We start from the raw sequence: 13,486 nt of genomic DNA, 5'->3' as shown, positions 1-13,486 counted from the left end.
GAGCCTCCGATGGCTTTCGAATCGGCGGGTTCTAGAACGACCTCTCCGTCTATAACCACGACGCAGACGGCACCGAAGCAGCAGAGCGGCTTTCGACCTGATATTCAAGCGCTTCGTGCGCTTGCGGTGTCATTGGTCGTCGTGTACCACCTGTGGCCGGATGGAGCCGTCCCCGGCGGTTACGCCGGAGTCGACGTGTTCTTTGTGATTTCCGGCTACTTGATTACGAGTCATCTCTTCCGCTCGATGACGGGATCCGCGCGTTTCTCGGTGACATTGTTCTGGGCGAAACGCATCCGGCGTCTTCTTCCCGCCTCACTCCTCGTGCTCGCGATCGTTGTCGTCGCCACGCTATTGATCGCACCTCCGACAGTGTGGGGGCCGACGTTTCGCGAGGTCGTTGCCTCTGGGTTTTACTTCGAGAACTGGCAGCTGGCTGTCGACAGCGTCGATTATCTTGCCGCCAACAACATTGCTTCGCCTGTGCAGCATTACTGGTCGCTGTCAGTCGAAGAGCAGTTCTACATCATCTGGCCATTCATTCTGCTGTTCAGCCTCGGGATCGTCGCTCGCCTGAAACGCAACACAAGGCGATCCGCCGTCGTCGTTGTGGCAGTCGTCACGGTCGTATCGTTTGGACTTAGCGTCGTCGTCACCCACGTGCTCCCGTCCGTGGCTTACTTTGCGACGTTCACCCGAGCGTGGGAATTTGGGCTTGGCGGCCTGCTGGCGCTCATTTCCACGAGGAGATTAGGACCGCGCGCCGGGGGAGCAGTCTCTTGGCTCGGGCTAGTGTGTATCGCCATCACGGCGGTCACCTTCACAGCAGATACCGAATTCCCCGGGTACCTCGCCCTTCTGCCCGCCGTGGGCACCGCGCTTGTCATCGCCGGTGGCACCTCGACGGCCCGATGGTCGCCCTCTTGGCTGATGGCCCGAAGGCCCGTTCAGTTCTTGGGCGACATCTCGTACTCGCTCTACCTTTGGCACTGGCCTTTAGTAGTTCTTCTCCCGCTGGCCTTCTCCCGATTTCTCGGAATCGAGGTTCCGTTACTAACGGCGCTGACCATCGTGATCCTTTCTCTCGGGCTCGCGTTCGCGACGAAGGTGGTTGTCGAAGATCCGATTCGATCCAGTTCATTTCTTCGAGCCACGAAGCTGCGAACGTTCGGGTTCGCGCTCGTCGCTACAGTCGCGGTCGCAGCGGTAGCATCTACCGGCCTGTTAGCGCTCAACCTCACGACACAAACGATGACCGCGACGATGAAGCAGTTCGTCGCCTCCGAACCTGGGTGTATCGGAGCGCCGTCGTTGCCTTCGCTTGCCTCGACAACAGGGTGCACGCAGACCTTGCCTGTTCTGCTCACTCCCGTCTTGGCTATGGACGATCTCCCCGAGATCTACGACAGCAGGTGCCAGAGCGCTCCTCGTGAAGCAGTCGTAAAGACATGTGAATACGGCGAGAAGAGTTCACAGTTCAAGCTAGCTCTGGTCGGCGATTCCCATTCAGCATCGTGGTTTCCAGCCCTAGCGCAAATAGCAACCCAGCGGGGATGGAGCCTGACGACCTTCTTCAAGTCATCCTGCGCGTGGTCATCGGGCACACGGGGTAGCGATGCCCTGACAGTCAGCTCGTGTGCGGAGTGGAACAAAGAGATTGAACCGATTCTCTCGAGCGCAACGTTCGATATTGTCGTGACCTCTTACTTCGCCACCGATTCTTTGTTCCGATTCGGTGATGGCCCTGCGACGACTGTCTCATCGGCTGACGGTTTCGCCGACGCATGGTCGCCGGTCGAGGCTGTCGGAACGAAGGTTGTCGCGCTACACGACACCCCTCAGATCAGCCCGACAAGTTTCAGCTGTCTCTTTGATTCGAGCGCAGCGCCAGCAGATTGTGCAAGTCCTCTCGCCGCCGAGACGCCAGCTAGGGCCGTCATCGAAAATGCAGTGACCAAGGTGCCGGGGTCGACGGAGATCAATATGAACGAGTACTTCACCGTCGGCAACATGATACCGACCGAAACCGGAGGCGTCGTGGTCTGGCGCGATCAGCACCATTTCTCCGCAACCTACTCACAATCACTAGCTCCATACCTCGATGCAAAGCTCGCGCCGATTGTGGAGAAGGTCACCTGATCGTCCAGCAGGTTAGTGCAGCACCTTGAGGCTTCGCCGTAGAAGGGAAACGCACTTGAGCACGTATGAGATACCGAGCCCCAGCGCGGCCCCCTCGCCGCCGGAGATGAGCGCTCCGACCGCCACCATGAGTATGGTGACCGCCGCAAATACGATGCCGTTGAAGCTGACGAATTTCTCTTCGCCCTGGCTCTGCAACACAGAACCGAGGGGCGGCGCAAGCGCGACGAATGGCAGCCCGACCAGCATGAGGGCGAAGATGAGGCCGCCGCCCTTGAATGGTTCACCGAGAAGGAAGACCACGAGATAGTTGCTGAAGAAGGAGGCGGGGATCACGATGACAAGGCTGCTCATGAAGAGTGCAACGAGTTTGAGTGAGGTCTTGCGTGCCGTAGCGGAATCCTGCCGGGCTGCGTACGGCACGATGAGTGCTGTCAGTGTCGAAGGAATCAGTCGAAAGGGATTCATGATTTTCGAGGCGGCTGAATAGAGACCAGCGGAATACGGGGAAGCAACCCAACCGACGATCGATATATCGAGTGTTCGTGCGGTGGCAGTCACGTTGCTGATCCAGAAGGGCCATGCTGCCCCGGCGACTGAGCGGAGTTGAGCGGCCGACCACTTCGTCGTCGACTTCACCTTGCCCCGCATCCATGTTCGTATGTTGAGTTGACCAACGACCGCAGCAGAAGCTGTACCGATACAGAATGCCAGCACGGGGTCCAGGCCAATCCACAGTGAGACGCCGAACGCAATGAGCGTGAAGCCGCGCCGCAGCAGCACATTGAATGCCGGAACGAACTTCTTCTTGTCGGCGATAGGCACACTCAAAGAAGTCTCAGTGTTCTTTTCTAGGGCAGACGCGAGACCCAGTAGCACAGTCGACCACGGCAGGGCGCTGGCGGCGGCGAAAGTGGCGAGAGCAATGGTGAGAAGGACGCCCACAGAGACGGTTGATGCGACGTTGAAGCGCAACGCGCCGATGACGACGTCATCATTGCCGCGCGCTCGTTCACGCGAAATGTAGGTCGCCATTCCGAAGTCGGCGAGAACGAAAATGAACGCAGTGACACTGGTCACGATGCCGAGAATTCCGACAAGCTCGACTCCCACGAGACGGCCGAGCCAGACGAATGACAGTGCATTCAAGACACTGGCGGCTCCTCGTGAGATCACGAGGAAGATGAACTGTTGCTTCACAGCCGGATATCACCTTGGCCTGTGTTCGACACCGCGGCCATCAGAGCGGCAACAGCAGGAACCATCATCGGGGCGGAGTCTGTCTGCGACAACTGCCTCGCTGGTACACCCGCCCAAGTGGTTCCGTCCGGAACGCTCTTGTTCAAGACCGCGTTAGCCCCGATCACAGATCTCGAGCCGATGTGCACATCGCCAAATATGACGGCACCGGGAGCAATGTAGATGAAATCGCCACCCGACGGCACCCCTCCATCCTGCATGCCGATGTTGGTGGCGTTCTGTATGCAGCAGAAGTCCCCGAAACGCGCCTTGCTGTGTACCACGATGCTTCCATAGTGAGGCAATCCCAGACCCTTGCCGAATGCTCCCGGCGGGATCGAGATGCCCGTTGATACTGAAATTCGTGACAGGCGTAGCACCGCAAGCGCTCGCAGAGGCAACTCGTACATCCGTCGCGATGGCCTGTTGTAGTACTCCATCCTTCTGAGCGCTCGGGTGAACCTCAGCGTCGGTTTCCGAAAGCGCTGCTCGAATCGAAGTTTGTCGGCCGACTGAGCCAAGTAGTCGGCCTTCAGGAACGCGCGAAGGTCATCCTTGGACTGGATTCGGTCGGATACAAGGTTCGTCACGATGTTCGCGGCTCCTCTGGAAAATAGGTGTAGGGGCAGATCTGGAGAAAGTGGGGCTTCAACTGTTCGGTGCAGTGGACCAGTTGACGGCCATACCGGCGAGAGCCTTCGCCTTCACCGTTATTGAGGCCCCCTTGGACCGCCACATCATTCGATATTGCCAATACTTACGCGGTCGCGCTGCGGCTCGCGGGAAGTCTGCCTGATGCTTCTTCAGGAAGAGCCATCCTCCGTCAATGCGACGCGGCGAATTGTCGGTGAGCTGACCCTGGCTGTGTTTTCGCACCCCAACGTTGGCTGAGTCGATGACTGCGTAAGTGCCGCCGGAGGAGAGGAAACGCAAGAAGAAGTCCGTGTCATTGAGCACCGGCAATCCAGGGTCATAGCCCCCGAGTTTGTTGAAATACTCGCGACGGATGACGAGACTGCTTCCCGTGACTGTCGGGCTTGATCGAAAGACGTCCTCGGCGTTCAAACCTTCGCGCGGATGGCTCTCATCCAGGCGTGAACCGTCCCGGAAGCGGTAGAGCGAGGACACGACGGCATCGACACTCCTATCTTCGAACACTGTCATAGCAGCTTCCAGATAGTCGGGCGTCCACAGGTCATCATCGTCGAGGAATGCGAGGTACTCGGTCGTTGCCTCGGCGGCGCCGCGATTACGTGACGCCGAAGCTCCCGGAACACCCTCTCTGCGAACGAACTGCGAGTCGATCACCATAGATGTTGACAGGCTGGCGACGAACGACGCTGATTCCGGATCGACGTCGTCTGAGACGATCACCAGCCTGCTGGGAAGGGCTGACTGCGCGGCGACCGACTCGACTGCAGATTCGAGGAAATGTGGTCTGCCATGGGTCGGGATTACGCACGTGACATCGACAAAGCGTTCTGTGGTGCTCGCCATTCTGCTCCATGTGATTCGTGGGACGCGCGAGTGTGTTTTCCATTCACGATATCAGGGCCTTCGGTTGGAGATTTCTGCTCGCGACGCTGAGGCGGTGCACTCCCTCAGAATTATCCGTCATGTGGCGTAAGGCGAAACACGTTCGAAATATCGGGTGTTGAGGTTCGTTACGGGCGATATGGCAGACTTGGTTATCGGATCTGGCAGCGTCACGGTGCGTCGTTGGGGCTACAGAGGGGAAGCAACTGTTGCAGAATTCGTCCAACGGGTGGAAGGTCGTCGTCGGGGGCGTTGTTGTGCTCGGCATCGTCATGGCGCTGATCATCTGGGGCGGAGACTCTGCCGGGGCCGGCATCGCCCTGTTCTTTCTCGCTCTGGTTGGTCTGGCGTTTCTCTTCTGGGTCAGAATTGATTTGCTTCCGGCGTTCGCATTCTTGTGCTTGGTGCTCGTACCTGACCGGGTCTTGGTGATCCCAGCCCTGCACGTCGTGCCGCCTGAGACTCTTTTCATGGTCGTCTGGGTGATTCGGAAGGTATTCGCAGCCAAGCCTGCTGACGTCGATTCGACAGGACGAGGCCTCCTGCGATTCGCGGTAATCGCCATGATGGCCTGGCTCGTCATCCTGACCTTCCTTTCGATCAACACCTCCAATTCCATCGCGTGGACTCTGTCGTTCGGCCTTTTCGTCGCGCTTCCGATTCTGGTGAGGGACGTGCGAGCAGAGTCGGCGACTCTAGCGCGAGTCTGGCTCTGGACAGGATCGATTCTGGCGCTGTATGCGCTGTTGCAATCCCTCATTCAAGCAAACCCCATTTACGACGCCATCTATGGGGCTCTCAAGCTGGGGCCGATTCAGCACTGGGTTGTGTATAGAGCCGATGTCTCCTTGGGTCACCCGTTGACAGCAGGACTGTTCTTCGCCACCACGCTGGCGCTTGCAGTGGGGCAGTGGATTCAATCGAGGAACCGCATCTACGCGGTAGTCGCCCTGGTAGCTGGTCTGGGCGTGGTGGTGACGGTCTCACGCGGCGCTTATGTAGCTGCCGGTATCGGTGTGTCTGTCGTACTCATTCTGGCGATGGTAAGCGGGCGCCGATTCGGCCGTGGCAGGCTCGGACTGATCGTCATTCTCTTCGGAGTATTCGCGTACTTTGCAATCCGCTCCGACACATTCGTCGAGCGCTCGACGAGTGCAGAAGGTGCGGGTTCCATCGCAGGCCGTGACGGCCTGCTCGACATCAGTACCACGACAGCGAGCGCGTTCCACTGGCGAGGTTCCGGCCCGGGAACGTCGGGTCTGGCCGCAATTCCCTACAACTATCAGTTGCTCCCGATTGAGAGCGCATACTTTCAATTGCTCATCAGTATCGGGATTCCCGGTCTGATTCTCTTTGCCGCTCTCATCGCTGCGGTGTTTGCAATGCTCCTCCGGCGGCACGATATCGCCGTCGCCGGAGGTCTAGTGAGCCTGCTCGTTGCGATGGGTGGCTACGCTTCGATCGACGGAATCAGGATCATCATTCCCCTCATCGGATTCCTCATCCTCATCGGTCTGGGAGGTGCTCTGTCCCACCGCGTCGAGTCGGGTGCGGAAAGCGGCGCCGACAAGGCGTTTGCCGACTCGGTGGAACCCGACGACGCTGCTCTGTCTACCCATCGAGACGCTTCCCCGAACCGTCCCGGCCCGCCTCGGGTCACGGGGCGGCGGCCCGCTCACTGAACCGTCCTCTCGAATCAGAAGACGTCGCGGCCCCAGGCGAGATGTCGCTTCAGTCCCTCGCGCACGTCGACCTTGGGCATCCAGCCCAGCGCTGCTGTGATCGCTTCGGTGGATCCACCCGTACGGAAGACGTCCCCGAGAGCCTTCTCCGTGCGGGTTACCCTCAGTGGCGAACCGTTGAGTTCCGCCAGTATGTCGAGAACGTCGTTCACTGAGACACTGCTGCCGCCGGCCACATTGAAGACCGAGCCTGGCTCGCAGTCGGAGCCTCCTGCAAGAAGATTCGCCTGAACGACATCGTCGATGAATGTAAAGTCTCTGATCTGCTCGCCGCTGCCGAAGACGGTGATCTCCTCATCTCGCACTACCGATTTCACAAATCGAGTAAAGGCCATGTCGGGCCGCTGCCCTGGGCCGTACACAGTGAAATAGCGGAGCGAAACGGTAGGCAGACCGAAGTTCTTGGCGTAAAGCGTGCACATATGTTCTGCGGCCAGCTTCGTGACACCGTACGGACTGAGAGGCGCGGGACGATCGGTTTCTTTGGTGGGGAAAGATTCGGCGTCTCCGTAGATGGATGATGACGATGCGTAGACCAGCCGCTTCAACCCACTGGCGTTTCGTGCCCCCTCGAGTAGTTTCTGTGTCGCGTTGACGTTCGCCTCGGTGTAGATGTCGAAGTCTCGTCCCCACGATTTCCTGACACCCGGCTGGCCTGCTTGGTGGAAGATGACGTCGACTCCGTCGAGCAGTGATTCCACGTCTGCCGAGTTCAGATCGTCTTCCACGAATGTGAAGTAATCGACCTGAAGTGAGGCGAGATTCCGGCGTTTGATCGCGACATCGTAGTAGTCGGTCATGGCATCGATTCCAACAACCTCGTGCCCGTTCATAAGGAGGCTTCGCGCGATGTTGCTCCCGACGAATCCTGCTACGCCTGTGACCAGATATCTCACATATGCTCCAATACTCTCATCGTCGTTTGGACGCAGATGCCGGCGTGCGCATAGATTGGCCCCCCGGAAATCGCCCCCTCGTCGCTTACAGAATACGGCACATCATCTGCGCACACGTTCTAGGGAGAGCACTGAACGTTCGTCGTCGCCTCCAGCTGGCCATCACTTGTGTTGTCACACGATACGGTGTTGTTTCCATTCCGCACCTCGACGGCGTAGCTGCCAGGCTTGCCCGAGAAGTCCGCCGCGTTGCGCGTGATGACATTGTCCTTGCCATAGCCCGACGGCGGAGGTGAGTAGACCACGATACCGCTCCCACCTCGATCCGAGCTTCCCGCGTTGTCGGCCACGAACCAGCCGTTCGACCGGATAACGATCCATCTGTCAGTCGATGTGGAATCGTCGGCATTCACGGTGTTCCACACGATCGATCCGTTCGTCGAGCCCTCCTTGACGTCTACTGCCTCGGCTTTCGTTGCAAAGATGGTGTTGTCGGCGATGAGGTTACGGTCAGACTGGTCGGGCTGGCAGTCGGTGTAGACACACCAGTTTCCGTAGTAGCTCCCGACATAGACCCCCTCACCGTAAATCGGGGTATGCAGACCCGTCTTGCTCACGGAGCTCCCCGCGACAACTGAGTCGGTGGTGTTAGTGCGCAGGTGAATACCTTCTTGACCGATGTCGTGCACCGTCACGTCCGAAACCGTGATGTGCTGGCTGTTGTCGACGACGATGCCCTTGAGCGCATTCTCAACGGTCATCCCTGTGAGTACGACGTAGGAGGAACTGTCGATGTGTATGCCGTAGCCGCTCGTCAACGCGCCGCCGTTGATGATCACCCGCGCTGAGCCGCAGATCCATATCGGCTTGTCTGCCGTTCCGGCTGTCTTCACGGTAAACACGTGGTTGTAGGTTCCCGGCTGAATCCTGATCACGGTCCCCGGCTTCGCCGCACCGAGCGCCCTCTGCAATGCGGAACTCGTGCTCACCGTTGTCGTCGGATTCGGGCAGTCACTGACCGACTCGTAGTCAGGAACCTGAGAGGCGGGAACGGTGGCGGTCACCGTATCGGATGGCCGGGAAGTTCTACCGAGGTAATCAGTTCCGACTACGTAAAGGCTGACTGTCTGCGCTGATGTGGCGCTTCGAGCGTACAGGTACTCGGTATCGCCTTGGCCCGTTGTGCCGACCTGCTCGAAACTCCCATCACCCGTAGCCGCGAACACGGCGTAACTCTCGGCCACGTAATCGGGAAGGGCATCCCAGCTCATCGTGATTCCGCGCCCGCTCTTTTGTTCGCGCAACCCCGTCACAACAGGAGGGGCCGTCGCAGCCGGCACTCGAAACCCGGAAACATAGATGCCGACGGTCTTGTTGCTCTTACCGTCCCCGCCGTCCTTGGTGACTGGCGAGATGGTCATTGTGTGGTTGCCGGCGCCCAAGTCTGTCGCCTGGTACCCTACGTAGTCCTCGACCACTGTTCCGTGATCGAGCGACACAGTCACTGGAGAGCCTCCGTCTATCTGCACACGGGCACTCATTGCCCCCGGCGTCTGACGGGTGAGCCACTGCACGGCAGGTCCTGCGAAAGTGAACGTCACTTTCGACGCTGCGGAAGTACTTTCGGAGACGATGCCGCCGCCTACGTCGGTGAGATCGGCGGTCTTCCAGCTGCCCGAGTATGCAACGGCCCTGTCGTCATGACCGTAGATGCCAGGACCTGCATAAGGCGTCCGCGCTTGGAAATAGAGGATGAAGACCGCAAAGACCAGCGCGGCAAGGCACCCAGCGATCAGCGTGACCTGAAGGGTCGCACGCACTGCAGGAGGCACATTCATGGATGAACCCAAGTACGCTGACTTGTGCAAACGCTGGCGATCAGGTGTGAAGCTGAGCGAGATTCGGCACGATGGTCCAACCGGAAGCTTCGATGACGCCATCTCTGTCCAGCTCGAGCGCATCTACAGCCAGAGCGACCTCGAGCTCATTCGCCAACGCGGCGATCTGTGTTTGGTGATCATCGACATGCTCATTACGGTGCTTGCGTCTGGTTATCAGCACCGGATAGATCCCCATGTCCAGGAGTCCGAGCATTGTTCCCACGCCGGCGTGGGTCAGAACCACATCAGCGGCCCTGGCATAGTTTTCGAACTCGTCAGAAGACATCTCCTGGCGCACTGTGCCCGGGAGGTCGGTGCGGCCTGTCGTGCTGCCGAGTTGCCACACGGTCGACTCGTCAGCCAACCCTGTCGCCAGAACGCGGTCGATCATGGCGTCGAACCGATATCCCTCGATCGTTCCGAGAGTGACGAAGATCGTCGGCTTCATTTTTTTCTGCCGTCGTACTCGAGTGAAGGCGCTGAATACGCTCGGCTGTGTCGTCCATCGGGAATCAGCCCAAGATGGGTGTTGAGTTCGCAACTCCGCGGCGTGCGTCAGAGCAATGATTCGACCGCTGAGGGACGGGCCATGCACCCTGGAAACGCTCTCGATGTACAGGGTTCTCAGTCCGCGTAGACGCGCCATGGGAAGCGCCGACACAGCAATCGCCGCTCCGGTACTCACCACGAGGTCGAAGTGCTCAGACTTCATGACCTCCCGGAGGATTCGCGCCGCGCCAATCGCACCTCTGAGATCGCGTGGCCGAACGTAGGGCACGTACACGACTCGCTTGCCAGCGAGCAGGGATATGCTCTGAGAGTTCTCGAATGTCACCCAGACGGAGTCGTCGGACGCCCCGAGGCCTGGTGCCAGCCGCACTAATTGGGCGAGGTGCCCGCCGGTCGACGCCACCAGCAGCATTTTCTGCGTTCTTGAATCAGCCAACGTCTTCCCCAAGCTTACCCATCCTGAATTGCGCGGCCCGAACAAGCTGAATGCGTCAGCTTGGCCCCCAGGACGGATGGCGGAGTGCGGGCCGCAGTGAACAGTGACAAGAGCTTCTCTGACCTCGACTACTCGAGAATATCGAACTTCATTGTCATCATGCGGCAAGCGATCGTGAAATTTTCCGGTTACACGGCTGTGGTATGAATAGGACGTTCACCATGTCGCAGTGAACGTCATCTATACCTCATGGGGAACCACATATGAAAATTTCTGTCATCGGATGCGGGTATCTGGGTGCCGTCCATGCAGCTGCAATGGCCGAGCTCGGCCATGAGGTCGTTGGCATCGACGTCGACTCCAACAAGGTTGCGGCCCTGGCAGCAGGCCGGGCTCCCTTCTTCGAGCCGGGTCTGCCCGAACTTCTTCTGGCGGGCGTCGAATCGGGACGTTTGAGTTTCACTACCGATATGTCTGCGGTGAAGGGCGCTAAAGTTCATTTCATAGCCGTTGGCACCCCGCAACGTAAGGGTGAACATGCCGCCGATCTGACCTATGTCGATGCTGCGGTAGACAGTCTCATTCCGTACCTTAGTGCGGGCGACCTTGTCGCGGGAAAGTCGACGGTGCCAGTCGGAACGGCTGCGCGGCTTGCGTCGAAGGTTGCCGATGCGGGGTCGGGTGCGATGCTTGCGTGGAATCCGGAATTTCTCAGAGAGGGGTTCGCCGTACTCGATACGATCAGCCCCGACCGCCTCGTCTACGGACTGCCGTCGGGCGAGCAGCATGCGCTTGCCAAGGATCATCTCGACGAGGTGTACGCGACAGCGCTGTCGAAAGACACACCGCTGGTGGTTACGGACTACGCCACGGCAGAACTCGTGAAGGTCTCCGCGAACGCGTTCCTTGCTACAAAGATCTCCTTCATCAACGCCATGGCTGAGATTGCGGAGGTGACAGGAGCCGATGTCACACAACTTGCCGACGCCATCGGATATGACGCACGCATAGGCCGTCGCTTCCTGAACGCAGGGGTCGGGTTCGGTGGCGGTTGTCTGCCCAAAGACATCCGCGCCTTTACTGCTCGAGCCGAAGAACTAGGGCGCGGTGAGTCGGTGGCATTCTTGAAAGAGGTCGATGCAATCAACCTGCGTCGCCGGCAGAAAGTAGTCGATTCTGTTGTCGCAGCTCTTGACGGTGACGTCTTCAACAAGCGTGTCGCAGTGCTTGGTCTTGCGTTCAAGCCGGACTCCGATGACATCCGGGATTCGCCCGCACTCGATGTAGCCGCGCAACTCAAGGGGCTTGGCGCCGACGTCATTGCCACCGACCCTGAGGCCATCGATAACGCCCGCAGAACTCACCCTCAGCTCGCCTACACCACAGACCTCGAAGAGGCGTTCACTGGAGCGGCAGCTGTCGTTGTCGTGACCGAATGGAAACTCTACAGGGCTTTCAGTCCGGCCCGGGCACTGCAGCTCGCCAGTGGCTCGGTCATCATAGACGGCCGCAATTGTCTCGATGCGACGGCGTGGCGTGCTGCCGGGTGGACATACCAGGGTCTGGGCCGACCTTAGCCGGCTGGGCTACGCCGCGGTCGCGGGGTAACACCGCGAAGTGATTTTCTCGGGTCTAACTGCGTTGTTGCCATCACTTCTGGCATGTGACATTAGTCGTACCCTTCGCCGTGCCGCTTACCGTGTTGTTGCAGCCGACGATGTTGTCATCTTTGTCGACTTGTACGGCGTATCCGGTTCCATGAAGCTCGGCACTGTTTCGCACGATGATGTTGTCTACGCCGTAGCCCGGGATGTTGGGCTGAGCGATGAGTATGCCATTTCCGCTCCCTGTAGCGGTCGCAGTGGTACTGCCGTGATTGTCGGCGATGAACCAGCCGTTGCCACGGATGACAATCCATCTGTCGGTGGCCGTGGACCCCGTCGAATCTATGGTGTTGCCCAGGATGAAGCCACCTGACGTTCCTTCCTTCGCATCGACGGCCTCGGCAGTGTTGTTGTTCATAGTGTTATCGACGACGATGTTGCCGTTGGACTGATCGGGGTCGCAACTTGTGTACGTACACCAGTCGCCGTTGTAGGAGCCGATGTAGACGGCCTCGCCATACTCGGGGACTTTCAGCCCGGTGTTGGTGATGGTGTTACCTCCCGCTGTGGAATTCGTTGTATTCCTGCGGAGATGTATCCCTTCTTGACCGGCATCAAGAATCGAGTTGTTCGAGACCGTGATGTTTGTGCTGTTCTCGACCATCACACCCCGAAGATTTTTGGTGAGCGTGAACCCGGCGAAAACAACGTTTGAGGATTTGTTGATGTAGAAGCCGTTTCCTCCTCCGTCGCCGAAGCCTTTGATGATCGTGCCGCTCGAACCGCAGACCCAGACCGGCTTAGCGGTTGTTCCCTTGACGGAGATGACGAATTGAGCGTTGTACGTACCGGGAAGAACACGAATGACATCTCCCGGCGCGGCCGCTAGCAGAGCTGCCTTGAAGGCGGCGACCGTGCTTACCGTCGCCGTTGCAGTTGGGCAGTCAGCAGCCCGTTCGTAGTCGTAGGGTGTCTCCGAGGGTATCGTTACGCTTTTCGATGTCGATGAACTCGACGTTCTGCCAATGTAGTCGACCGATTTGACGTAATACTTATAGGTGGAGGGGCCAGAGACGTTTGAGTGGATGTACGACGTCGTACCCGCGGGGAGAGTCGTGATGAGCGCGTACGTGCCGGAGGTTCCGACGGCCCGGTAGATCTGGGTGCTGATGACGTCAGGGTCGACTGATGCCGCCCACTTCAGCGAAACGCCTGTCGCGGTATCAGTAGCGCTGAAAGATGTTAATGCCGCGGGTGCGGTCGGCTTCGGGATGCGAAAAGCGTCGAGAATGATCAAGGAACCATTAGCGGCGGCGTTCTGGGTGCCGGTGGCCCGGATGGTGATGGTGTGGTTCGAGTCGCTGAGGCTGGTTGTCGAGAAAGCAACCTGTTGGTACTGCGCCGACGCGGCGTACAGATCGACTGTCGCGACCTTGCTGTTGTCGATGTACACGTCACTGATTCCAGATGCGCCAGTTCTACGCGAGACCCATTGCACGCTGGT

Annotated in this window: 10 protein-coding genes; 3 read left to right on the top strand and 7 right to left on the bottom strand. The window is 58.8% G+C overall.

All coding sequences use genetic code 11. From position 1 onward, the window contains the following. The first annotated feature begins 9 nt into the window (after nt 1-9). Nucleotides 10-2,139 carry an acyltransferase family protein gene (locus V3W46_RS09565; protein WP_331782877.1) on the top strand — a complete coding sequence of 710 codons (2,130 nt, stop codon included), beginning with the start codon at nt 10-12 and terminating at the stop codon, nt 2,137-2,139. Between the two features lie 12 nt (nt 2,140-2,151). On the opposite strand, the gene V3W46_RS09560 is transcribed toward V3W46_RS09565, so the two are convergent. The 3 genes from V3W46_RS09560 to V3W46_RS09550 are packed head-to-tail and all read right to left on the bottom strand — an operon-like array spanning nt 2,152 to nt 4,875. Then, nucleotides 2,152-3,339, bottom strand: coding sequence for an oligosaccharide flippase family protein (locus tag V3W46_RS09560; protein ID WP_331782876.1), 1,188 nt, complete (start codon nt 3,337-3,339; stop codon nt 2,152-2,154). Beyond that, entirely contained in the window at nt 3,336-3,968 is a 633-nt protein-coding gene (locus tag V3W46_RS09555; RefSeq protein WP_331782875.1) for a serine O-acetyltransferase, read from the bottom strand. Before V3W46_RS09555 ends, V3W46_RS09560 begins: the two co-directional genes overlap by 4 nt. A gap of 58 nt (nt 3,969-4,026) precedes the next feature. Continuing rightward, complete coding sequence (locus tag V3W46_RS09550) at nt 4,027-4,875, bottom strand: glycosyltransferase family 2 protein (RefSeq protein ID WP_331782874.1); 849 nt, start codon at nt 4,873-4,875, stop codon at nt 4,027-4,029. Between the two features lie 248 nt (nt 4,876-5,123). Between V3W46_RS09550 and V3W46_RS09545 the strand changes: the two genes are divergently transcribed. Next, entirely contained in the window at nt 5,124-6,596 is a 1,473-nt protein-coding gene (locus V3W46_RS09545) for an O-antigen ligase family protein (RefSeq protein ID WP_331782873.1), read from the top strand. A 14-nt stretch (nt 6,597-6,610) separates the two neighbouring features. Here V3W46_RS09545 and V3W46_RS09540 read toward each other — a convergent pair whose 3' ends face one another. The 3 genes from V3W46_RS09540 to V3W46_RS09530 form a co-directional block, all read right to left on the bottom strand. Beyond that, the gene (locus V3W46_RS09540) at nt 6,611-7,552 is read right to left on the bottom strand and encodes an NAD-dependent epimerase/dehydratase family protein (protein WP_331782872.1); all 942 of its coding nucleotides are present in this window, start codon (nt 7,550-7,552) and stop codon (nt 6,611-6,613) included. Between the two features lie 119 nt (nt 7,553-7,671). Then, the gene (locus V3W46_RS09535; RefSeq protein WP_331782871.1) at nt 7,672-9,390 is read right to left on the bottom strand and encodes a right-handed parallel beta-helix repeat-containing protein; all 1,719 of its coding nucleotides are present in this window, start codon (nt 9,388-9,390) and stop codon (nt 7,672-7,674) included. A gap of 40 nt (nt 9,391-9,430) precedes the next feature. Continuing rightward, complete coding sequence (locus V3W46_RS09530; RefSeq protein WP_331782870.1) at nt 9,431-10,354, bottom strand: glycosyltransferase; 924 nt, start codon at nt 10,352-10,354, stop codon at nt 9,431-9,433. A gap of 287 nt (nt 10,355-10,641) precedes the next feature. On the opposite strand from V3W46_RS09530, the gene V3W46_RS09525 reads away from it, so the two are divergent. Next, a complete protein-coding gene (locus V3W46_RS09525) occupies nt 10,642-11,955 on the top strand; it encodes a UDP-glucose dehydrogenase family protein (RefSeq protein WP_331782869.1) in 1,314 nt (437 codons plus the stop codon). A gap of 73 nt (nt 11,956-12,028) precedes the next feature. On the opposite strand, the gene V3W46_RS09520 is transcribed toward V3W46_RS09525, so the two are convergent. Continuing rightward, nucleotides 12,029-13,486, bottom strand: a 1,458-nt coding sequence (locus V3W46_RS09520) for a right-handed parallel beta-helix repeat-containing protein (RefSeq protein ID WP_331782868.1), incomplete at its 5' end; no start/stop codon positions are given.

Source organism: Subtercola sp. YIM 133946, assembly GCF_036553535.1.
In the GTDB taxonomy this organism is placed as follows: domain Bacteria; phylum Actinomycetota; class Actinomycetes; order Actinomycetales; family Microbacteriaceae; genus Subtercola.
This window is presented reverse-complemented; position numbering and strand designations above follow the sequence as displayed.

Bases quoted from the DNA above. Each gene is read 5' to 3' on its own strand.
- V3W46_RS09565 (WP_331782877.1), top strand. From the start codon at position 10: ATGGCTTTCGAATCGGCGGGTTCTAGAACGACCTCTCCGTCTATAACC.
- V3W46_RS09550 (WP_331782874.1), bottom strand. From the start codon at position 4,875: ATGGCGAGCACCACAGAACGCTTTGTCGATGTCACGTGCGTAATCCCG.
- V3W46_RS09535 (WP_331782871.1), bottom strand. From the start codon at position 9,390: ATGAATGTGCCTCCTGCAGTGCGTGCGACCCTTCAGGTCACGCTGATC.
- V3W46_RS09530 (WP_331782870.1), bottom strand. From the start codon at position 10,354: ATGCTGCTGGTGGCGTCGACCGGCGGGCACCTCGCCCAATTAGTGCGG.
- V3W46_RS09525 (WP_331782869.1), top strand. From the start codon at position 10,642: ATGAAAATTTCTGTCATCGGATGCGGGTATCTGGGTGCCGTCCATGCA.